Raw genomic sequence first — 21146 nt, 5'->3', positions numbered from 1 at the left:
GCCTGCTTTGCGACGTTTCCCCGCCCACCCGGTATCACCGTGATACCACTTTTGCGCCGCGGGCGTTATTCTGGCGCCATGGCGATGACGTTGCGGCTCAGCCCCGCCGAAGATCGGGCACTGGCGTTGCTGGCGGCCACGGCCGGCACGTCGAAGCAGGAGGCGGCCCGGCGGGCGATCGTGGAGGCCGCGGCCCGCTCGGTACGGGATGCGGAGGTGCGCATGCTCGCCGCCGAGACCGTCGAATCCCACGCCGCGGTGCTGCGGCGCCTGGCCCGCTGATGCCGATCCGCCCTCTGTCCGCCGAAGACCTGGTGTCGGTCGTCGACGTGCTCGCCGAGCTGCTGCCGGAGTTCGACGGCGCCGCCATCGTGCGACCGTGGGCACTGTCCGCGGCGGCCGCCGCGGAAGAGGGGTCCATCGCCGGCGTCGACGTGCACGCCGGGCTCGAGGATCGGCTGCGGGCGATGGCGGAGACTTTGCGCCGGCTCAAACCCCTGGACCGCGGCAACGATGCCTTCGCGGTGACGGCGGTGATGGTGCGGGGCCGGCTGGCGGGCACGCACATGTCCTTCGACCGCGCCGCGGCCATCGCGGGCGTGCGGCACCCCGCTCACTGAACCGGGGCTGCGCCATCACCATCGCCGCCGCCACCGTTACCGGCCGACGGCTCCCCCGGCGCACCGGGGATTGGGGCGATCAGGGCCAGGGCCGGCCGTCGTCAAGCTCCTGGATCCACGTCTCGAAGCGATCCGCAACCGCCTCCGGCTCGCGCGCCCAGCGGTTGTGGCCGAGGCGGCGGTCGACGAACTCGAAACGGGCGGCCTTGGGCAGGCGGGAAGCCAGGTCCATGGCGGAATCCGGGGTGCAATCGCGGTCTCCGTCGCAGGTCAGCATGAGCACGGGCGTGGTGACCTTGGGCATCTCGCGCTCATAATCCTGGTCCGCCTTCGTCGGGTGCAGGCGGCCGTTGCGGGCGAACATGGCCCACTCGCGGACGTGCCGGCCCGACTGACGGCCGTACCGGGCCAGGTCCCACGGACCCGCCGGCCAGTAGCCGAGGATCGTCGCCGCGGTCCACATCACCGGCCCGCCCCAGCACAGGCGGATGTACTCGCGGCCCGCGAAGCGGATGTAGTGGGGCGTTCCGGAGCCGACCGTGATCATGCCGTCGACGTCGGCCTCCGGGCGCGACAGGTACAGCGACCCGATCTGCCCGCCCATCGAATGGCACATGAGATAGAGGGGAAGGCGCTCGCCGGGCTCCTCGAACTCGGTGCGCGCGGCAGCGACGGCGGCCGGGAAGTCGATGGCGGCCAGCTCGTGGTAGCCCCACTGCTGGCGCCGCGTCGCCCGGGCGGTCTGGCCGCCCTGGCCGTGGAGCTCGGAGACGAGCACCGCGTAACCGCGATCGCGCAGCTCCTGCGCCATCGGCCAGTAGTAGCGCGCGCCCATGCCGAAGCCCGGGAAGAACACCACGATCGCCTGGGGCTTTCCGACGGGCCGATGCACCTGCATCGGGGTGACCGAACCGTCGAGGAGGACGCGCTCGATCATCTCCGGCTCCTCGCGGGTGCGGGAGACGGATTCGACGCGCTCGCCGTCGGCGCCCGGGACGATGTCCCCGGGAATCTCCGCGGCTTCGGAATTCGCCTTGTCCTCGTGTTCGTTCACGGGCGATACGATATCCCCGGTTGCGGCGGGGGGAAAACCGGGCCGGCGCCGAGAACGGTGTTGCGCGGGAGTTTCGACGTTCCACTTCGCTGATGTACCCGTCAAATTCACTGGCAGCGAGGGGTTTTTCGCGAAAACGTCCGCACGCTAGTTTACGTTTGTGAATAATCCGGAACATGCGATCCTCGACTCGATTCCGGCGCCGCGCCGCCGCCGCGTTCCTTGCCAGCACCATGACGATCGGGGGCCTGCTCACCCCGGCCGCCGCCGCCCCGAACCTCCCCGAGCTGCCGGGTCTGCCGGGTGCGACCGGGAGCCCTGAACTGCCGGGCATGCCGGGCCTGCCGGGTGCCGGTTCCGCCGGGTCCTCGGGCGGCTCCGGCGGAGGTGCCGGCGAAAACGCCGACGCCTCGGCCGGCGACAAGGTCCCGTACGACCCCTTCTACGACACGACGACGGTCACGGCCGGCGCCCCGGGCTCGATCCTGCGCACCACCCCGGCCACGGCGTCTCCCCTGCCGCCGGAGCTGCCGTACCCGATGCCGGAGTCGGTGACCAAGGTGCTGTACTCCACCACCGACATGCACGGCAACGCCGTGCCGGTCAGCGGCTACATGGTCGAGCCCGCGACGCCGTGGATGGGCCAGGGCGAGCGCCCGACCGTGGTCATCGGCCGCGGCACGGTCGGCCAGGGCGATCAGTGCGCCCCGTCGCGCAATTGGCCGCTGGACAACCACGCCGATCCGATCAGCTCGGGCCGCCTGGTCAACCTGGAGGGAATCTACGACCGCGTCTTCGCCGCCGCGGGCGTCCGGGTGTTCGTCACCGATTACATCGGCATGGGCACGCCGGGCATGCACACGTACATGAACCGCGCCGAGCAAGCCCACGCGATGCTCGACGGCGCCCGCGCCGCCCGCAACATCGCCGGCGGCACTGGCCAGGTCGCCTTCTACGGCCACTCGCAGGGCGGCGGCGCCTCCGCCGCGGCGGTCGAGGCCGCCACCGCCTACGCCCCGGAGCTCGACGTCGCCGCCGCCTACGCCTCGGCGCCCCCGGCCAACCTCGACGCGGTGCAGCGCAACATCGACGGATCCGACCTGGTCGGCGCCATCGGCTTCACCATCAACGGCCTGGCCGCGCGTTACCCGGAGCTCGCGCCGATCATGGACCGCCACATGAACCAGCGCGGCAAGGACACCCTCGAGGACCTGTCCACCATGTGCACCGATGAGATCACCAAGAAGTACGGCAACCAGCGCACCAACGAGTGGACCGAGGGCGGCCGCAGCCTCGACGAGACCCTGGGCGACATCCCCGAGGGCCGCAAGGCCATGGACGACCAGTACATCGGCCACGGCGTCCCCGCCGCCCCGACGATGATCGTCTCGGGCCGCCACGACCTCAACGTCGAGTACCACCAGGCCCGCGACCTCGCCGACCAGTGGTGCGCGGCCGGCGGCCAGGTGTTCTACCGCGATGACGTCCTGCCGAAGATCAACACCTACAACCACTTCGCGCAGGCGGTCAGCGGCGCGCCCTTCGGCGTCGGCTTCATCCTGGCCATGTTCAACGGCGCGCCGGCGACGGGCGCCTGCTCGGGCGCCGTCATCCCCGGCGGCTCCGGCGAGATCCCGATCCCGTCTTCGTCCGAATAGGGTCCGGGTAGGGCCCGAGTAGCCGTCCGGCTGCTTTGCGACGGCCACCGCTAAAAACCGGTGGCCGTTCACGATAATGGGGCGCCGTCAACCATTCTATTTCGGAACGGTTGCCGGCGCCCCATCGGCGTCGTAAAGCAACAGGTCGGGGCCGGTCCAACCGGAACCGGCCCCGGGACCCGTGTGCGGCCTAGACGTCCAGGAAGCGGACGTCCTTGGCGTTGCGGGTGATGAAGGAACGGCGCGACGCGACGTCATCGCCCATGAGGATGGTGAACAGCTCGTCGGCCTTCTGCGCATCCTCCAGCGCGACCTGGCGCAGCACGCGGTGATCCGGATCCATGGTGGTCTCCCACAGCTCCGAGGCGTTCATCTCGCCCAGGCCCTTGTAGCGCTGGATGCCGTCGTCCTTGTTGATCTTCCGGCCGGCGGCCAGGCCCTCGGCGACCATCTGGTCGCGCTCGGCATCGGAGAACGCGAAGCCCGGCTCGCCCTTGCCCCACTTGAGCTTGTACAGCGGCGGCTGGGCCAGGTAGACGTGGCCCTCGTCGATGAGCGGGCGCATCAGGCGGAACAGCAGCGTGAGCAGCAGCGTCGCAATGTGCTGGCCGTCGACGTCGGCGTCGGCCATGAGCACGATCTTGTGGTAGCGCAGCTTGGACAGATCGAACTCGTCGTGGATGCCCGTGCCCAGCGCCGTGATGATCGCCTGGACCTCGGCGTTCTTCAGCGTCTTGTCCAGGCGCGCCTTCTCCACGTTGAGGATCTTGCCTCGCAGCGGCAGGATCGCCTGGAACATGGAGTTGCGGCCCGACTTCGCCGAACCACCGGCGGAATCGCCCTCCACCACGAACAGCTCCGACTTCATCGGATCCTTCGAGCGGCAATCCGCCAGCTTGCCGGGCAGGCCGCCCAGATCCGTCGCGGACTTGCGGCGCACCAGGTCACGGGCCTTGCGGGCCGCCTGGCGGGCATGGGCCGACGCGATCGCCTTGTTGACGATCGCCTTCGCCTCCGCCGGATTCGCCTCCAGCCAGTGCGCGATGTGCTCGTTGGTCATGCGCTGCACGAAGGAGCGGATCTCGGTGTTGCCCAGCTTCGTCTTCGTCTGGCCCTCGAACTGCGGGTCCGCCACGCGCACGGAAATCACCGCGGCCAGGCCCTCGCGGGCGTCCTCGCCGGTGAGGTTGGCTTCCTTGTCCTTGAGCAGCTTGTGCTCGCGGGCGTAGCGGTTCATCAGCGACGTCAGCGCGGAACGGAAGCCCTCCTCGTGGGTGCCGCCCTCGATGGTGTTGATGGTGTTGGCGAAGGTGTGCACCGACTCCGAGTAGCCGTTGTTCCACTGCATGGCGATCTCGACCTCATGGCCCTCGCCGCCGGCCTCGAAGCTGATGATCGAGGGGTGGATGATGTTCTTCGACTTGTTCAGCGACTCGACGTAGTCCTGCAGGCCGTTCGGGAAGTGGTAGACCTTTTTCTTCTCGCGGCGCTTCTTCGCCTTGGCCACCTGGTCCTCGGTGCCCTCGCCGGCGCCGTTGCCGCCCTCGGCGTCGTCGACCAGCGCGGCCGACTCCTTCTCGGCCTGCTCGGCCAGCGCCTCGGCCTCCAGCTCAGCCTCCGACACGCGCTTGTCGGTGAGCGTGATGGTCAGGCCCTTGTTCAGGAACGCCATCTCGCGCAGGCGGCGGGCGATGGTGTCGAAGTTGAACTCGGTGGTCTCGAAGATCTCCGCGTCCGGCCAGAACCGGATGGTCGTTCCCGAGCCACGGGCCTTCTTGCCCTGCACCAGGTCTTCCGGCACGGCGGTGTTGAAGTTCTGGAACCACACGTTGCCGTCGCGGATGATCTCCGCCTCGACGCGCGTCGACAGCGCGTTGACCACGGAAATGCCGACGCCGTGGAGGCCGCCGGACACGGCGTAGGACTCGGAGTCGAACTTGCCGCCGGCGTGGAGCTGGGTCATGACGACCTGCACCGTCGGCGCGCCCGTCGGGTGCATCTCCACCGGGATGCCGCGGCCGTCGTCGACGACCTCGACGCCGCCGTCCTCCAGCAGCGTCACCTTGACCTCGGACGCGTACCCGGCCATCGCCTCGTCGACGGAGTTGTCCACGACCTCCCACACCAGGTGGTGCAGGCCGCGCTCGCCCGTCGAGCCGATGTACATGCCGGGTCGTTTGCGGACGGCCTCGAGCCCCTCGAGGATGGTGATCGATGAGGCGTCGTAATGGTTTTCGGTGGCAGCCACTGTGGAACCGGTCTCCCTTTGTTGGTGCGCTTGATATACCGCTCCATCTTACCCCGTAGTCCCCCACCGGACGCGCATCAGGGCGCGGGAAAAAGGCGTTCAGCGCCGATTTTCGCGAAATCCGCTCGGTGTGATCCACCATTGCGCGGCGAATACAACCGGATCCGGCGGCCTATCCGTAGGTGTCGCGCGGCCCGCGGCCCTTCACCCGCAGGCGCCCCTTGGTCCAGCTCGGCCCCGACGGGCCCTTGATCTGCAGCTTTTCGACGATCCCGTCCCCGACCTCCTCCGCGATCGTCTTCAGGATGGCCGATTGCGCCAGCCGCAGCTGCGTCGCCCACGTGCTCGAGGCGCATTGCACCACGAGTTCGCCCTCCTTGAACTCCACGACCTCCGCGTGATCGGCGATGACCTCGCCCACGATCTCCGGCCATTTCGACATGATGATGCCGTTGGCGATGTTGCGCCGCCAGCCCCGCTCGTCCGACTGGCCTGCGAGGATCGCGCCGAAGGCCAGCGGGCTGCGGTCGCGCTGCCGGCGGATGCGGATGCCCTCCCGGTACAGCAGCCGTTGCGGCACGCGCGTGCCGGCGCGATCGCGGACGACGGGGACCGTTTCCCCGCTGCCGGAGACCGCATCGCCGTCCTCGTTTCGCTTGACGACGCGCGGCCCCGCCTCCAGCGTGAATCCCGAGTTCTTCCGGGCAGGGCGCTGCAGGGATGGAGGGTTCTTGCCTCCCATTTTCGCCGTCGACCGCATGCGGCCGAATACGTCGCCGACCAGGTCCGGAGCGTCCCCGTCGGTCATGGCGCACCGCCATCGGTTTCCGGATCCGCGGTGGCGGACTCTTCGTCGCCGGTGCCTTCTCCTTCTCCATCGTTCGGTTCCGCATCGTCCGATTCCGCATCGAGGACGGAGATCCGTCCCGACCCGGTCTCTTCGACGGAAACGACGTGCGTGCTCAGGTTCGCGACGTCGGAAAGCCCGTCCGGGAGCTCCTCGCCGACGGCGGAGGTGATGAGCACCTGCTCGGCCTGCTTCGCGATGCCAACCAGCGCCTCGCGGCGATGGCGATCGAGCTCGGCGAAGACGTCGTCGAGGACGAGCACCGGGTCCGGGCCCTCCTCGCGGAGCATGAGATACGCGGCCAGGCGCAGCGACAGCGCGAACGACCAGGTCTCCCCGTGGCTGGCGAAGCCCTTGGCCATGTCGTTTCCGAGGTTGAGCTGCAGGTCATCGCGGTGCGGGCCGACGAGGCTGAGGCCGCGCTCGATCTCACGGTGGCGGCGGGCGCCGAGCTCGGTGAGCAGGAGTGCCTCGATGACCTCGGCATCGGCGGGGACGTCGTCGACCGGCAGCTTCGTGCGGTAATCGACGGTGGCCGGCCGCGACGAGGGGGCGAGCGTTGCATACGCCTCGACGACGCGCGGGCCGAGCTCCTGGACCAGCGCGATGCGGGCGGCGGTGATGATCGCCCCGACGTGGGCCAACTGCGCATCCCACGTATCCAGCGTGGCCAGCGCCGCCTGGCCCTCCGCCGTCGAGTAGCCGCGGCGCAGCGAACCGCCGGCGGTCTTGAGCAGCGCGTTTCGCTGGCGGAGAATGCGGTCGTACTCCAGGCGCGCCCCGGCCATGCGCGGGCGGCGCACCGCCAGCAGGTCATCGAGGTAGCGCCGGCGCTGCGCCGGCTCGCCCTTGACCAGCTCCAGATCCTCCGGAGCGAAGAACACCGACCGCACGGTGCCCAGCAGCTCGCGGGGGCTGCGCAGGCGGGTGCGGTTGAGCTGCGCCTGATTGGCGCGGTGCGGGTTGATCAGCAGGTGCGCGGTGAGCTCGCGGCCGTCGTTGACCGCCGTGGCCGAGATCCGCGCCGTGTCCGCACCCGACCTGACCAACGGCGCATCGGTGGAAATGCGATGCGACGACAGCGTGGACAGGTAACCGACGGCTTCGACGATGTTGGTCTTGCCGTACCCGTTGCGGCCGGTGAACACGGTGATGCCGGGTTCCAGCTCAAGGCTCAGGTCCGGCCACGACCGGAAGTCGCGCAGGCTCAGCGAACGCAGATACATGTCGGCACCGCGGGGACCGCGCCCCGCATCCCTTCCGCCCGGTCGGCGCCGGTCAGCCCGGAAGGCGGACGGGCATCAGCAGGTACGTGAATTCCGTCTCCGGGTTCGGGAACATGCCGTCCTCGCCGGCCTCCGGCAGCTCATCCGGCTCGGGGATGAGCACCGCGGGGCGCGACGGCTGCGTGAAGCCCATGACCACGCGATCGGTGTGGATCGCCGACAGGCCGTCGGACAGGTAGCCCGGGTTGAACGCGATGAGCAGCGGCTCGCCGACGAAGGCGCATTCCAGCACTTCCTCGGCCCGGCCGGCTTCGTCGCCGTGGGCGGACAGGACGACCTGGCCCTCGGAGAAGTCCATGCGGATCTGGGCGCCGCGATCGGCGACCAGGGACACGCGGCGGATGGCCTCGCGCAGCGGATCGATGCGCACCGACGCCAGCGACGAGTGCTGCTTCGGCAGCAGCGGCCGGAACTTCGGGAATTCCGCGTCGAGCAGGCGCGTGGTGGTGCGGCGGGGATCGGCGAGGATGCCCAGCAGGCCATCGGCGCCGACGGTGCGGCCGTCGGATCCATCGCCGAATGCCAGGGTGACCGGCTCACTGGAACCTGAGTCCAGCGAGCGCGCGGTGTCGGCCAGCGTCTTGGCCGGGATGAGCAGCTCGGCGTTGCCGTCCGGGATCTGGTTCCACTGGAACGTGCGCACGGCCAGGCGGAAACGGTCGGTCGCGGCCATGGTGACCGTGTCGCCCTCGGTTTCCATGCGGATGCCGGTGAGCATCGGCAGCGTCTCGTCGCGGCCGGCGGCCACGGCCACCTGGCCGATGGCCTCGGTGAACAGCTGCGGGTCGATCGTGCCGGTGGCGGCGGGCACCGACGGCAGCGCCGGGTAGTCCTCCAGCGTCATCGCGGGCAGCTCGAATCGCGACTTTCCGCAGGTGACCAGCACCTTCGTGCCGTCGTAATGCATGTCGATCGGCTTGTTGGGCAGCTTGGAGACGATGTCGGAGACCAGCTTGCCGTTGACCGCGAAACGACCGGTCTCGGAGATCTCCGCGGCGATGCGGATCTGCGTGGACACCTCGTAGTCGTATCCGGTGATCTCCAGGCCGTCGTCGCCGGCGGTGAAGACCATTCCGCGGAGGATCGGCTGCGTCGGACGCGTCGGCAGATTACGTGCGACCCACCCCACCGCGTCAGCGAGATCGTCCTTGGCGGCGCGGAGACGCACGTCCGTCTGCTCCATCGTCCCTCCATGAATTCCACGAATCGTCATCCGCCCGCGGTCGCGGGCGGTCCGGCCTTCGCCGGTCTTTCTTCGAACCCCAACCTTAACCCAGTTTCGCCCGGGCCATGACCGGGGTCTCCGAGATCTTGTCGTTCGGCGCGCGGCCGGCGTCGGTCGCTGCGCGGTTTGTCGACATGCCCCTTTTTCTCGGACGTTGATTGAGATGAAAGGTTGGAAGAAGTAGTAGGGGCTGTGAATTCTGTGAGCCGCCGTCCGCGCCGCAGGTCGGCTCGGAGATCCTCGTGTGGAGCGAAAGTTGATGATTCTGTGGATGAACCGGGCGTTCTGTGGATGGATCAGCGATCTCCGGATTCTTCCACAGAAGACGCGTTTTCATCCACAGGTCGGTGAACCGAAATCGGCTGGTTGACCACAGGTTCGGTGTGACGCGGCTCTCCGAATTACACAGAAGTAATTACACGCATTAAGTAAGGAATGCGCCGTGATGGTCGCAAAGCAAGCGCGCTGTCCCGGCACCCCGCCCTGGAATCAGCCGACGGTGCGGGAGCGCTCGCGGATCCGCGTGGTCAGGTCGTTGACCTGGTCGTGGGTGGCGCGCTTGTCGGTGATCTCCTTCTGGATCTTCCGGTGCGCGTACAGCACGGTCGAATGATCGCGGTTGCCGAAGACCTTGCCGATGGCCGGCAGCGAAATGTCGATGAGCGACCTGGTCAGGTACATGGCGACCTGGCGGGCGTGGGAGACCGGGCGGGTCTTGCCGGGGCCGGTGAGGTCGGCGACGGTGAGGCCGTAGAACTCGGCGGTCGCGGAAATGATGATGTCGGGCGTGATCTCGACCTCGGCGCTGTCCGAGCCGATGATCTCCTCGGCAAGTGCCAGCGACACCGGCATCTTCAGCAGCGACGCCTGCGCGGTGACCTGCAGCAGGCGGCCCTCGAGCTCGCGGATCGACGAGGCGGTGTGCTCGGCGATGAACTGCAGGACATCGTGCGGGACGTTGAGGCGGTCGAGCTGGGCCTTCTTGGACAGGATGGCGATCCGCGTCTCCAGGTCAGGCAGCTGCAGGTCCGGGGTGAGGCCCCACTCGAAGCGGGTGCGCAGGCGCTCCTCCAGCGTCTTCAGCTCGCGCGGAGGGCGGTCCGAGGACAGCACGATCTGGCGATCTGCCTGGTGGAGGGCATTGAACGTGTGGAAGAACTCCTCCTGGGTGCCTTCCTTGCCTTCCAAGAACTGGATGTCGTCGACGATGAGGATGTCCAGGTCGCGGTAGCGGCGCTTGAAGCTCTCCTGGGCGTCGTCGCGCACCGAGTTGATGAAGTCGTTGGTGAACTCCTCCGACGACACGTAGCGAACGCGCAGCTTCGGGTCCAGGGCCGTGGCGTAATGGCCGATCGCGTGGAGCAGGTGCGTCTTGCCCAGGCCGGAGCCGCCGGAGATGAACAGCGGGTTGTAGGCGCGGGCCGGCTGTTCGGCGACGGCGGCGGCGGCCGCGGCGGCGAAGCGGTTTTGCGGGCCGATGACGAACGTTTCGAAGGTGTACTTCGGGTTCAGCGTCGGCTCTTCCACCGGCTGGCTCATCGGGTTCTGCAGCTCCGACAGGTGGTACTTGCCCTGGCCGAAGAGGTCGGCGGCCGTGCCCTGGTTCTGCGCGCCGGCACCGTGCGTCGCCGCCGGCGGCTGATGGCCGAGCGGGGTGCGGGAAACGTGCTGGCCGGGGGCCTGCTGGGGCATCTGCGTCGAGCCCTGGCCATGGCCGGCGACTCCCCCAGTCCGGTGGCGCGGATCGCCGATTTCAGCCGACTCGCGGGCGTCGCGCTCGAATTCGAGGGTCTGCCACGCGGTGGTGCCGCGGTCATCTGCGGGTCGGGAACCGGGCTGATGTCCCGGAGCCTGGTGTCCCGGAGTCTGATGCCCCGGGTGCTGGCCGCCGGCCTGGGGACCCGGGATGTGCTGCCCCGGGTTGTGCTGCCCCGCCGCACCGCCGGGCATCGCGCCGGCGCCGGTCGCCGCGGCGCCATCACCGGATTCGCCGGACCCGGATTCCTCGGAGATGGTCACCACGACCTGCTGCTGGTCACCGGTGATGATGCCCAGCGCGCTTTCGATCCGCGCCGCGAGCTCTTCCTTGACCAGGGTCTGCACCATTTCGCTGCCGGTGGCCAGCAGCACGAACCCGTTGACCTGGCCGACCGGCTGCACCGACCGCAGCAGGGCCTTGTGGTTCGTCTTCAGCGGCTGCGGTTCCCCGTCGCGCACGTCGGTGCCCTGGATGAGCATGTCGACGACCTGGGTCCAGGTGTCGTGGAAATCTCGGCTGGGGGTGGTCAACGAAATGGTCCTTCGGGGGTTGTTCGGCTGTGGGATTTCGGTCCACACCGTGTTGGGCCGATGGCCAGGGCTTCCACACCTTGATGCACAGGTGTGGAGCAATTTTCGGCCGCGATTTCTCAACAGTCTATCCACACCCCGTGTTGCCGCGGGATTCGGGGTTTTGCCGCCCCGCGACCTGCATGTTTACAGTGAACGTGCAGGTCGCGTGTTACTGGTGTGACAACAGTTATCCACAGTTGCGGCCACTTTCGGGGCTGTGGATTCATGTGCACGGCTCAGCATCGTCACAGGTCGCGCCGCGTGTCGCCTGGCGCCGGAGTGTCATCCCCCGCGACGCGCGGAGGGGTGCCGGATTTGTATTGGCGGCGCGCGTCAACGTACCCTGGTCAGGTCTGTCATATCCGCGACCCCGGGTGCGCCCTGGGTCGCCGATGTGTTCACCGCATCTGCGCGGGCGCCGATTCCACCGGTTCCTGCGCCTAGCGGGCCCGCCGCAGGGGATGTCCGGCTTCGCCGGCCGGTTTCCGCGGGGGGTGTGAAAACAATCGTTCGGGCCGGTTTCGCGTTCACCCGCGGTCCCGGTCCCTGAAACCAAGGAGTGACACCGTGTCCAAGCGGACGTTCCAGCCGAATAACCGCCGTCGTGCCCGCGTGCACGGCTTCCGTACCCGCATGCGCACCCGTTCGGGCCGCGCCGTGGTCGCCGCCCGCCGCAACAAGGGCCGCGCCCGCCTGACCGCCTAGCAGCGGATCCGAACCGTGCTCCCCGCGCAGCACAAGCTGCATCGTTCCGGAGATTTCTCCGTCACGGTCCGCCGGGGCCGCAGGTTCGGGCGCAGGACCATCGTCCTGCATTACCTCGACGCCGCCGACGCGCCGATCTCCCGTTCCGGGGGTCCGCGCGTCGGCTTCGTCGTTTCCAAGGGCGTCGGCAATTCGGTGGTCCGGCATGCGGTGACCCGCAAGCTCCGGCACGTGGTTCTGGAGTTGCTTGACGACGTCCCCTCCACCGCGGACCTCGTCATCCGCGCCCTTCCCGCTTCGGCGGCCGCCACCAGCGAGGAGTTGGCCACCGATGTGCGCAAGGCACTCGACCGGGCCCGAAAGCGCTGACCCGGCGGACGACGGAGAGGTGGGCGTCGCAAAGCAGGCGCGCGGGCCCCTGGCCCGCCTGGCCGAGACGGCGATCCTGTTCTACCGCCGGCGCCTGTCCCCCGCCAAGGGCACCGGCACGTGCCGGTTCGAACCGACGTGCTCGGCCTACGGGCTCGAGGCCGTCCGCCGCCACGGCGCGATCCGCGGCCTGTGGCTGACCCTGCTCCGGATCTTCCGCTGCGCCCCGTGGCACCCCGGCGGCTGGGATCCCGTGCCCCGCACCTATCCCGGCCTGGGTTCCTGGTGGCGGCGCATGCACGGGTAACCTGGGCGCCGAGGCTGACGCGTAGACGGCCGCAATCCCCCACGACAGGAGACACACCAGACCGTGCTTAACTTCGTCTATTGGCCGATTTCGGCCGTACTCTGGTTCTGGCATCAGGCGTTCGGCCTGTTCCTGGACCCGGCTTCGGGAATTTCCTGGGTGCTCGCCATCATGCTGCTGGTGGCGACCATCCGAATCCTGCTGATCAAGCCGATGCTCAAGCAGCAGCGTTCCGCCATCAAGATGCAGAAGATGCAGCCGAAGATGGCGGAGATCAAGAAGAAGTACAAGAACGACCAGCAGGCCCAGGCCATGGAGATGCGCAAGCTCCAGAAGGAGATGGGCGTCAACCCGCTGGCCGGCTGCCTGCCGCTGCTCGTGCAGATGCCGGTGTTCATCGGCCTGTTCCACGTGCTGCGCTCGTTCAACCGCACCGGCGAGGGTGCGGCGGCCGTCGGCCAGAGCTCCATGTCCGTGGAGCAGAACTGGAACACGGCGAACTACTTCTTCAAGGTTCCCGACGTCCAGTCGTTCCTGCTGGCGCGCGTGTTCAACGCTCCCCTGTCGGCCTCGGTCGGCATGGACCAGTCGCAGTACGCGGCCTTCACGGAGCCCGGCACCGCCGCGGACTTCACCCGCATGGACATCATGATCGTGGCCATCCCGCTGATGATCATCTCGGCGGCGACGATCCACTTCAACGCCCGCATGTCCATCAGCCGCACCCAGCGCCGCCAGGCCGCCGGCCTGCAGCAGCAGGCCGAGGGCATGATGGGCCAGCAGATGGACATGATGAACAAGATGATGCTCTGGTTCATGCCCATCATGATTCTGGCGACGGGCTTCCTGTGGCACATCGGCCTGCTCGTCTACATGGTCACCAACAACGTGTGGACCTACTTCCAGCAGAAGTACATCTTCAACAAGATCGACCGCGAGGAAGAGGCGGAGCTGGAGGCCGAGAAGGAGGCCAAGCGAATCTCCCAGGAGAAGATGGCCCCCAAGGTCGGCGTCAAGCCGAACAACCCGAAGAAGGGCGGCAAGAAGGCGGCCAAGAAGAGCCACCTGCCTCAGTCCCCCGCCTCGAAGGCGTCGGAGGGTGCCTCGGCGTCGGCCGCCGATTCCACCGGTGCCGCCGACGCTGCCGTGAACGCCGATGCGTCCGCCACCGCGTCGGGAGACGCTGTGGCCGCTTCCGAGACCGGAGCCGCGCAGTCGACTCCGGCGCCCGGACAGAAGCCGGCCCCGGGCCAGCGGAAGTCCTCGAAGAAGAGCCGCAAGAACCGGCGGTAGCCGCTGACGCCCGTCGTCTACGCAACCCAGGAAAGAACGCCCCACCGATATGGTGGGGCGTTTTTTCGTGCCCGTACACTTGGGGCGTTGATCGGAAGCGGCCGCCGTATGGCGGGAGCCCATCGTCGATCATCGTGTATTGGTCGGTTTTCCGGGACGGCGAATGACATGGATGTCATTTCGGCTCGGGCGTAGCGGCATCGTGTCCGTCGAATGATCTGCCGGGTCGCCGTTGGATGGAGTTCGCGATTCGATGGTTCGGAGGTTCGGACTGATGCGGTCGGCGAGAGTTGCGATGTTTCACGTGAAACATCGGGCGCGGGCGTCGGGTCCGGTTCGAACGCGCTAACTTGCGTTGTGCAGATCGCGCCGGAACGCCCACCGGTGGCCTTTTGACCAGAATTCAAGATCGGCACCTAGCGCACATTGATGAACATCTACCGCACATTGATGAAGAAGGATGGCAAGTACATGACCCAGGCAGAAGGCAACGCCCGAGACGAGGCGGCCTCCGAGGATGGTGCAGTCGCGAACGAGGAGTACCGAGCGGAGGATGTCATCCGCCCGGACGACGCGATTCAGGACGCGTTTCGCGATCGTGAATCCCTCGCCGACCGCTACCACTGGTGGCTCGCCGAGCATGCGACCGTCCGGGGCTTGATCGGACCCCGCGAGGTCCCCCGCCTGTGGGACCGCCATATTCTCAACTGCGCCGCGCTGGCGGACGTCATTCCCGACGACGCCACCGTGGCGGACATCGGCTCCGGTGCCGGGCTTCCGGGCATTCCCCTGGCGATTGCGCGGCCCGACGTCGACGTCATCCTCATCGAGCCGTTGCTGCGCCGCACGACCTTCCTTGACGAGGTCGTCGCCGACTTGGGCCTGGACAACGTCCGGGTGATCCGGGGCCGTGCCGAGGAAAAGGCCGTCCGCAAGGAGGTTGGGCTCGTCGACGTCGTGACCTCGCGCGCGGTTGCTCCACTGGGCAAGCTCGCCGGCTGGTCGCTGCCGCTCGTGCGCACGAACGGCCAGATGATCGCCATGAAGGGATCGTCCGCAGCCGAAGAGATCGAGCGCGATGCGAAGCTCATCAAGAAGTCGAAGGGCCGCCATCCGGTCATCGTGGAGGTTGGCAAGGACCTGCTCGAGACTCCGACGTACGTCGTGCAGATCCGGAAGATGTAGCCACCCCTCCCCCGATGTTTCACGTGAAACATCGGGCGCCCTGTGGCATTGAGGCTCATCCGGGCGAAGGGCTAGAGTGAGAGCCATACGATGGACCCCGCGGGGGATCTCCCCTCGGAGGTCCTTCCCGCATGTGGACCAAGGGAAATTTGGTTGAAGACCCGGAGTGAATCCGGAGCTGAAGGGGATAATTGATGGCCCGCAAGTCGTGGGAAGATTCGCCGATCGCAGCAGCTGCTCGACGCGCGGCACAGGTCAAGGGGCCCAACAAGCTCACGTTGCCCAAGCCGGAGAACACCCGGCGGATTGCCTTCGCCAACCAGAAGGGCGGCGTCGGCAAGACCACGTCGGCGGTGAACTTCGCCTCGGCTCTCGCCCATCATGGCCTGAAGGTTCTGGTCATCGACAATGATCCGCAGGGCAACGCGTCGACCGCCCTCGACGTCGAGCATCTCAGCGGCACCGTGTCCACATACGAGGTGCTGATCGGCGAAGTCTCCCCGGAGGAGGCGATGCAGCAGTCGCCGGAGAACGAGAATCTGTGGTGCATCCCCGCGACCCTTGATCTCGCCGGCTCGGAGATCGAACTGGTCAACCTCTTCAATCGCGAGCGTCGCCTGCGCCAGGCCATCACCGATGAGTTCCTGCAGGAGCACGGGTTCGACTACCTGATCATCGATTGCCCGCCGTCGCTGGGCTTGCTGACCCTGAACTCCATGACCGCGGCCTCCGAGGTCATCATCCCCATCCAGTGCGAGTTCTACGCGCTGGAGGGGGTCACCCAGCTGCTCAACAACGTCCAGATGATCCGCCAGCACCTCAACCCGGATCTTCACATCTCCGCGGTCTTGCTGACCATGTACGACGGTCGCACCAAGCTTGCCGACGAGGTGGCCAACGAGGTGCGCCGGCACTTTGGCGACGCCGTGCTGCGCAACGTCATCCCCCGTTCGGTGAAGGTGTCCGAGGCCCCCGGCTACGGCCAGACGATCATCAGCTACGACCCTGGATCCCGGGGAGCGCTCGCCTACATGGATGCGGCGAAGGAACTCGCCGCTCGCGGCGACTATGTCCCCTCCCCCAGCAGCGGTGCCATCGGCGTCGCTCCCGAGAACCACTAGACGGAGGACCGCTCAATGGCACAGGACAAGAAGGAAACCCGCCGCGGCGGCCTTGGCCGCGGTTTGGCCGCGCTCATCCCGACCGCGCCGGAACAGAACCCGGCCGTCGGCGCCGATGCCGCCGACATCATTTTCGGCCCGAAGTCCCGGCGGTCGGCATCCTCCGGTCTGTCGGAGGATGGCGGGGATGCTGCTTTCGCCGACCGTCGATCGGCGGCGGCCGGCGACAATTCTACAAAGCGTCACAGTGACGTAAAGGACTCGTCCGGCGGGAGTGGCTCAAAGCGTCACAGTGACGATACGCAGAATCGTCGTAAAGCAAGCGATGATGTTTCACGTGAAACATCCGCGGGGAAGACGGGCGCTCATCGGGGTGCCGGTGCGGCCGCCGGCAATCGGGTCGAGAGCGGAACCGTCGGCAACGCCACGACCGAGAGCGGTGCGGCCGACTCCGGTGTGATGGACGGCGGCGCGACCGAAGTCGACGCGAATGACATTGGCGCGTCGTATCGGGAGATTCCCATACCGCTGATCGTCCCGAACCCGCGCCAGCCGCGCGAGGTGTTCGACGAGGAACCGTTGCGCGAGCTCGCGCACTCGATCCGCGAGTTCGGCTTGATGCAGCCGATCGTCGTCCGGCCCATCGGCGATGACGTCCGGGAGAAGGCGTTCGAGGATGCCCGGGCGAAGGATCCGGAGGCGCCGCAGCCGGAGTTCGAGATCATCATGGGCGAGCGCCGTTGGCGCGCGAGCCAGCTCGCGGGCCTCGACGCCATTCCGGCGATCATCCGCGAGACGTCCGACTCGTCGATGCTGCGCGACGCCCTGCTGGAGAACATCCACCGCGTTCAGCTGAATCCGCTGGAAGAGGCCGCCGCGTACCAGCAGCTGCTCGAGGAGTTCGACGTGACGCAGGCGCAGCTCGCCGACCGCATCGGCCGGTCCCGCCCGGCGATCACGAACATGATCCGCCTGCTCCAGCTTCCCGTCGACGTGCAGCGGCGCGTCGCGGCCGGCGTGCTCACCGCCGGCCACGCTCGCGCACTGCTCGGCGTGAAGACGGGACCGGAGGATCAGTCGGCGCTGGCCGCCCGCATCGTGTCCGAAGGCCTGTCGGTGCGCGCGACGGAAGAGGCGGTGACGCTGATCAATCGCGGCGAGGATGCGGCCTCGCCCCGCAAGCGCGAACCGCTCCCCCAACCGGAGAAGCTCACGGTGTGGGCGGACCGGCTGTCGGACAGCTTCGACACCAAGGTGTCGGCGACGATGGGGAAGCGCAAGGGGCGCATCGTCATCGAGTTCGGCGACCTCGAGGACTTCGACCGGATCATGTCGATGATCGACGACTCCGGCGAGCACTGAGTCGGCCCCCATGTCCCCCGGATTCATCGGGCCGATCGACCTGGCCAACCGCCGGACGATCCACCCCGACACGATGCGCAGCCTCTTCTGGGAAGTCGAGCCCGAAGAGTCCCGTCCGGCGGCGGGTGCCGGTGCACCGGCTGGCCCGGAAGATCCGGTGGCCGACCCGAACCGCGTCGTCGGCAATCCGTGGCGCAAAATGGGCCTCCAGGGCGGCCCTGAGGGGACGGGGACGCCGATGGGCACCAAGAGCGGGTCCGGCGGCTCCGGAGGCCCCACGGGGCCACTGGGGCCGCTGGGGCCCGGATCGGGCGCCCACCGCACCCAGGGGGGAATGGACGCCGAGCTGGAGAAGGAGCTCTGGCTCAATCGCGTGCGCGTCGATTGGGGCCTGTGCGGCTTCAGCATGTCGGAAGAGGCGAGCAAGGGGGTCATGGCGACGATCCTCTTCGTCCCGCCGCGATTCGCGCCGACCTCCCGCCGCATGCCCACCGGCCCCGTGGCCGCGGATGCGGTGATGCTCACCAGCCTCCACATCGACCCGATCATGGCGGATCAGGGCATCGAAGAATCGCTGGTCGGCGCCGCCGTGACCCACCTGGCCGGCCGCGGCATCAAGGCGGTCGAGGCATTCGGCTGCTCAGGCGGCGGCGACGACGGGGAGAACGCCATCCCCCGCGAGGAGATGTCCCTGACGGAGTCGATCCTCCATTCGGTCGATGCCCCGCGGGCGCCGCACCGCTGCGAGTCGACGGCGCTCGGCGCGGTCAATCACGGGGCGGGCGACGTCATCCCCACCCGCGTGCTCATCAATTCCGGTTTCACCGTGGTGGCCCCCCACCCCACGCATCCGCGCCTGCGCCGCGAACTCGACCCCGAGCTCGACTGGGCCGCGGCCGTCACCGATGCGCTCGACCAGCTGGTCGCCGCGCAGTTCTACGCGTCCTTCTCCGCTTCCAGGAGTTCGACGAAGCTGTAGGTGCCCGTCAGCGGCTGATCGTCCTCTTCGGTGAGGTAGAGCCGCTTGACGCCGATGACGATCGCCTCGGCGATCTGGTCGCGGCGGTCGGGGGACGTCAGCACCTCGACGTCATCGGGATTGGTCAGGTAGCCCACGACGACCTCGACGGTGGGCATTCGCGTCAGGCGCATCAGATCCCACGTGCGCGCATGGGTGCGGCAATCCGTCAGCGGCGTGCGGGCGACGATCTCGCGCTGGATCAGGCCCGAGAGCTGCTGGCCCAGAATCGAGCTGTTGCCCACCATCGAACCGAAGTAGAAGGTGGCCAGGCCAGAGGCTCGCTCATTGGGGTAGCGGTCGGCGCGCAGGGAGATCATGACGTCCGCGCCGAAGGCGTTGGCCATCTCGGCGCGCTCCTCGATCGACGGATCGCCGGTGCGGGGGCGCGACAGGATCGTCTCGGCTCCGGCGGCGACCAGGCGGCCCTCCACGCGGGAGGCGAGGTCCCACAGGACCTCTTCCTCGGTGATGGACCCGTACGGGCCCTGGACCGACATGCCCGGATCGGTGCTGCTGCGGCCCGGATCGATGACGACGCGCTTGCCGGACAGCTTCGGGCCGGCCGCGCGCACCTGCTCGCGCTCGTGCATGGCCACGTGGGAGCCGCCCTTGACGCGGCGGCCCAGGTAGCTCAGCGCCCGGAACGTCACGGGGCCGCAGATGCCGTCGGGCTCGAGTCCGTAGTTGAGCTGGTACTCGCGCACCGCGGCGTCGGTGAGTGGGCCGAAGTGGCCGTCGACGCGGGTGTCGAAGAACCCCAGCTCCTGCAGGACGTCCTGCAGCTGGCCGATGTCATCGCCCGTCAGCGGGCCCAGCGGGTCGAACGACAGGACGCGGGCGCCGAGGACGTAGGACGCCTCGCGCAGCGCCTTGAGTGTCGAGTCGCGGATGACGCCATCGGCGTAAATGCCGCGGGACTGCTGGAACTCCAGCAGGGCGTGGCGCAGGCCGTCGTCGAAAAGGTCGTCATCGCCGCTCCATTGCGGCGAATCCTGCTGGACGGCGTCCCCGGCGTACTCCGGCAGAAGGCCAAGTCTGGCCAGCGTGGTGCGCACCTCCGCTACACGCGGCGATCGCTCCCCCACCTGCAGATACTCCGGCACCGGGCGTCCCCTTCCTTGGCATGCTCCGATGGGCACCTCGATCAGACGCCCATGTTCACACGCTACCAGTTAGAGCTGAGCTTCAACCTTGCGGCGGATCTCGGCCTTGGGCTTGACGCCGACGATCTCGTCGACCTTCTGGCCGCCCTTGAAGATCAGCAGCGCCGGAATGGACATGATCTGGAACATCGCGGCCAGGGTGCGCTCGGCCTCGATGTCGCACTTGGCGATCACGGCCTGGTCGCCCATCTCGGCGGCCAGTTCCTCGACGACGGGGGCCAGCTTGCGGCAGGGGCCGCACCATTCGGCCCAGAAGTCGACGAGGACCGGCTTGTCGGACTCGATGACCGTGGACTTGAAGTTCGCGGCGGTGACGGTGACTACGGACATGATTCTCCTAAAAGTTAATCGAAATTATATTGGACAAGTATATCAGGAGCGGTGGCCTACGTCAGCGACGCCAGGTGGTGCTCGGCGTCGATGGCGGCGGTGCAGCCCGTGCCGGCGGCGGAAATGGCCTGCTGGTAGTGGGAATCGACCAGGTCGCCGGCGGCGAAGACGCCGGGCACGGAGGTGCGCGTCGACGGCGAGTCCACCTTGACGTAGCCCGACTCGTCCAGGTCGACCTGGCCGACGATCATCTGCGAGCGCGGGTCGTGGCCGATGGCCACGAACATGGCGGTGACCGGCAGCTCGGAGGTTTCGCCGGTGACGGTGTCCTTGAGCTTCAGCGCGGTGACGGAGCCCTCGCCGACGACCTCCTCGACGACCTTGTTGGTGGCGAAGCGGATCTTGTCGTTGTTGCGGGCGCGCTCCTCCATGATCGCCGACGCGCGGAACTCCTCGCGGCGGTGGACGATGGTCACGGACTTGGCGAACTTGGTCAGGAACGTCGCCTCCTCCATCGCGGAGTCGCCGCCGCCGATGACGGCGATGTCGTGGTCGCGGAAGAAGAAGCCGTCGCAGGTGGCGCAGGAGCTGACGCCGTGGCCGAGCAGCTCCTGCTCGCCGGGCACGCCGAGGTAACGCGGGGCGGCGCCCATGGCGAGGATGACGGTGCGGCCCTTGTGCTCCTCGTCGCCGACCCACACGGACTTCACGTCGCCGCTCAGGTCCATGCGGTCGACGAGCTCCATGCGCAGGTCGGCGCCGAATCGCTCGGCCTGGGCGCGCATCTGGTCCATGAGGTCGGGGCCCTGGATGCCCTCGGCGAAGCCGGGGAAGTTCTCCACCTCCGTCGTGGTCATCAGCGATCCGCCGAATTCGACGCCCTCGAACACGACGGGCTTGAGCTCGGCGCGGGCGGCGTAGATGGCGGCGGTGTATCCGGCGGGGCCGGAGCCGACGATGATGACGTCGTGGATGGTGTCGGGCATTGGGTGTTCCTCCTGCTGGGCGCTCGCTTTGTCAG

Annotated in this window: 20 protein-coding genes; 11 read left to right on the top strand and 9 right to left on the bottom strand. The window is 67.9% G+C overall.

Annotated elements, in window-relative coordinates; genetic code table 11:
* Window positions 1–78 precede the first annotated feature (78 nt).
* Together ACFWGD_RS10265 and ACFWGD_RS10260 are read left to right on the top strand one after the other, a co-directional pair.
* The gene (locus ACFWGD_RS10265) at window positions 79–282 is read left to right on the top strand and encodes a CopG family transcriptional regulator (protein WP_377778600.1); all 204 of its coding nucleotides are present in this window, start codon (window positions 79–81) and stop codon (window positions 280–282) included.
* Window positions 282–620 carry a hypothetical protein gene (locus ACFWGD_RS10260; RefSeq protein ID WP_377778599.1) on the top strand — a complete coding sequence of 113 codons (339 nt, stop codon included), beginning with the start codon at window positions 282–284 and terminating at the stop codon, window positions 618–620. The genes ACFWGD_RS10265 and ACFWGD_RS10260 overlap by 1 nt, the downstream gene beginning before the upstream one ends.
* A 79-nt stretch (window positions 621–699) precedes the next feature.
* On the opposite strand, the gene ACFWGD_RS10255 is transcribed toward ACFWGD_RS10260, so the two are convergent.
* On the bottom strand, window positions 700–1674 hold the full coding sequence (locus ACFWGD_RS10255; protein ID WP_377778598.1) for an alpha/beta fold hydrolase: 975 nt from the start codon (window positions 1672–1674) through the stop codon (window positions 700–702).
* A gap of 176 nt (window positions 1675–1850) precedes the next feature.
* Between ACFWGD_RS10255 and ACFWGD_RS10250 the strand changes: the two genes are divergently transcribed.
* Window positions 1851–3332, top strand: a complete 1482-nt coding sequence (locus ACFWGD_RS10250; RefSeq protein ID WP_377778597.1) for a lipase family protein — start codon at window positions 1851–1853, stop codon at window positions 3330–3332.
* 190 nt (window positions 3333–3522) lie between these two features.
* Here ACFWGD_RS10250 and gyrB read toward each other — a convergent pair whose 3' ends face one another.
* The 5 genes from gyrB to dnaA all read right to left on the bottom strand — a co-directional run bounded on the left by gyrB (window position 3523) and on the right by dnaA (window position 11227).
* Window positions 3523–5580, bottom strand: coding sequence for a DNA topoisomerase (ATP-hydrolyzing) subunit B (gene gyrB, locus ACFWGD_RS10245; RefSeq protein ID WP_377778596.1), 2058 nt, complete (start codon window positions 5578–5580; stop codon window positions 3523–3525).
* A 172-nt stretch (window positions 5581–5752) separates the two neighbouring features.
* Window positions 5753–6388 (bottom strand): DUF721 domain-containing protein, encoded by a 636-nt coding sequence (locus tag ACFWGD_RS10240; RefSeq protein ID WP_377778595.1) that lies wholly within the window; start codon window positions 6386–6388, stop codon window positions 5753–5755.
* Window positions 6385–7653, bottom strand: a complete 1269-nt coding sequence (gene recF / locus ACFWGD_RS10235) for a DNA replication/repair protein RecF (protein WP_377778594.1) — start codon at window positions 7651–7653, stop codon at window positions 6385–6387. Before recF ends, ACFWGD_RS10240 begins: the two co-directional genes overlap by 4 nt.
* A gap of 52 nt (window positions 7654–7705) precedes the next feature.
* A complete protein-coding gene (gene dnaN, locus ACFWGD_RS10230) occupies window positions 7706–8896 on the bottom strand; it encodes a DNA polymerase III subunit beta (RefSeq protein ID WP_377778593.1) in 1191 nt (396 codons plus the stop codon).
* Window positions 8897–9427: 531 nt separating this feature from the next.
* Window positions 9428–11227 (bottom strand): chromosomal replication initiator protein DnaA, encoded by a 1800-nt coding sequence (dnaA, locus tag ACFWGD_RS10225; protein ID WP_377778592.1) that lies wholly within the window; start codon window positions 11225–11227, stop codon window positions 9428–9430.
* A 609-nt stretch (window positions 11228–11836) separates the two neighbouring features.
* Here dnaA and rpmH point away from each other — a divergent pair.
* From rpmH to ACFWGD_RS10185, 8 genes are all read left to right on the top strand, one after another.
* Entirely contained in the window at window positions 11837–11974 is a 138-nt protein-coding gene (rpmH, locus tag ACFWGD_RS10220) for a 50S ribosomal protein L34 (RefSeq protein ID WP_046650975.1), read from the top strand.
* 15 nt (window positions 11975–11989) lie between these two features.
* Window positions 11990–12343 (top strand): ribonuclease P protein component, encoded by a 354-nt coding sequence (gene rnpA, locus ACFWGD_RS10215; protein ID WP_377778591.1) that lies wholly within the window; start codon window positions 11990–11992, stop codon window positions 12341–12343.
* The gene (yidD, locus tag ACFWGD_RS10210; RefSeq protein WP_377778590.1) at window positions 12306–12650 is read left to right on the top strand and encodes a membrane protein insertion efficiency factor YidD; all 345 of its coding nucleotides are present in this window, start codon (window positions 12306–12308) and stop codon (window positions 12648–12650) included. Before rnpA ends, yidD begins: the two co-directional genes overlap by 38 nt.
* A gap of 63 nt (window positions 12651–12713) precedes the next feature.
* Complete coding sequence (yidC, locus tag ACFWGD_RS10205; RefSeq protein WP_377778589.1) at window positions 12714–13943, top strand: membrane protein insertase YidC; 1230 nt, start codon at window positions 12714–12716, stop codon at window positions 13941–13943.
* Between the two features lie 558 nt (window positions 13944–14501).
* The gene (gene rsmG / locus ACFWGD_RS10200; RefSeq protein ID WP_377778666.1) at window positions 14502–15128 is read left to right on the top strand and encodes a 16S rRNA (guanine(527)-N(7))-methyltransferase RsmG; all 627 of its coding nucleotides are present in this window, start codon (window positions 14502–14504) and stop codon (window positions 15126–15128) included.
* 194 nt (window positions 15129–15322) lie between these two features.
* Window positions 15323–16249, top strand: coding sequence for a ParA family protein (locus ACFWGD_RS10195; RefSeq protein ID WP_377778588.1), 927 nt, complete (start codon window positions 15323–15325; stop codon window positions 16247–16249).
* Between the two features lie 15 nt (window positions 16250–16264).
* Window positions 16265–17611, top strand: a complete 1347-nt coding sequence (locus ACFWGD_RS10190; protein WP_377778587.1) for a ParB/RepB/Spo0J family partition protein — start codon at window positions 16265–16267, stop codon at window positions 17609–17611.
* A gap of 10 nt (window positions 17612–17621) precedes the next feature.
* A complete protein-coding gene (locus ACFWGD_RS10185; RefSeq protein WP_377778586.1) occupies window positions 17622–18590 on the top strand; it encodes a hypothetical protein in 969 nt (322 codons plus the stop codon).
* Here the strand turns inward: ACFWGD_RS10185 and ACFWGD_RS10180 are convergent.
* The 3 genes from ACFWGD_RS10180 to trxB all read right to left on the bottom strand — a co-directional run bounded on the left by ACFWGD_RS10180 (window position 18548) and on the right by trxB (window position 21111).
* On the bottom strand, window positions 18548–19735 hold the full coding sequence (locus tag ACFWGD_RS10180; protein WP_377778585.1) for an N-acetylmuramoyl-L-alanine amidase: 1188 nt from the start codon (window positions 19733–19735) through the stop codon (window positions 18548–18550). The two genes, ACFWGD_RS10185 and ACFWGD_RS10180, sit on opposite strands and share 43 nt — an antisense overlap.
* Before the next feature lie 69 nt (window positions 19736–19804).
* A complete protein-coding gene (trxA, locus tag ACFWGD_RS10175; protein ID WP_377778665.1) occupies window positions 19805–20128 on the bottom strand; it encodes a thioredoxin in 324 nt (107 codons plus the stop codon).
* 53 nt (window positions 20129–20181) lie between these two features.
* Window positions 20182–21111 (bottom strand): thioredoxin-disulfide reductase, encoded by a 930-nt coding sequence (gene trxB / locus ACFWGD_RS10170; protein ID WP_377778584.1) that lies wholly within the window; start codon window positions 21109–21111, stop codon window positions 20182–20184.
* Between the last annotated feature and the right edge of the window lie 35 nt (window positions 21112–21146).

The organism is Corynebacterium sp. NPDC060344 (assembly GCF_042725215.1).
In the GTDB taxonomy this organism is placed as follows: Bacteria; Actinomycetota; Actinomycetes; order Mycobacteriales; family Mycobacteriaceae; genus Corynebacterium.
Note: the sequence above shows the minus strand (reverse complement) of the source record. Positions and strands in the feature narration are given on the sequence as shown.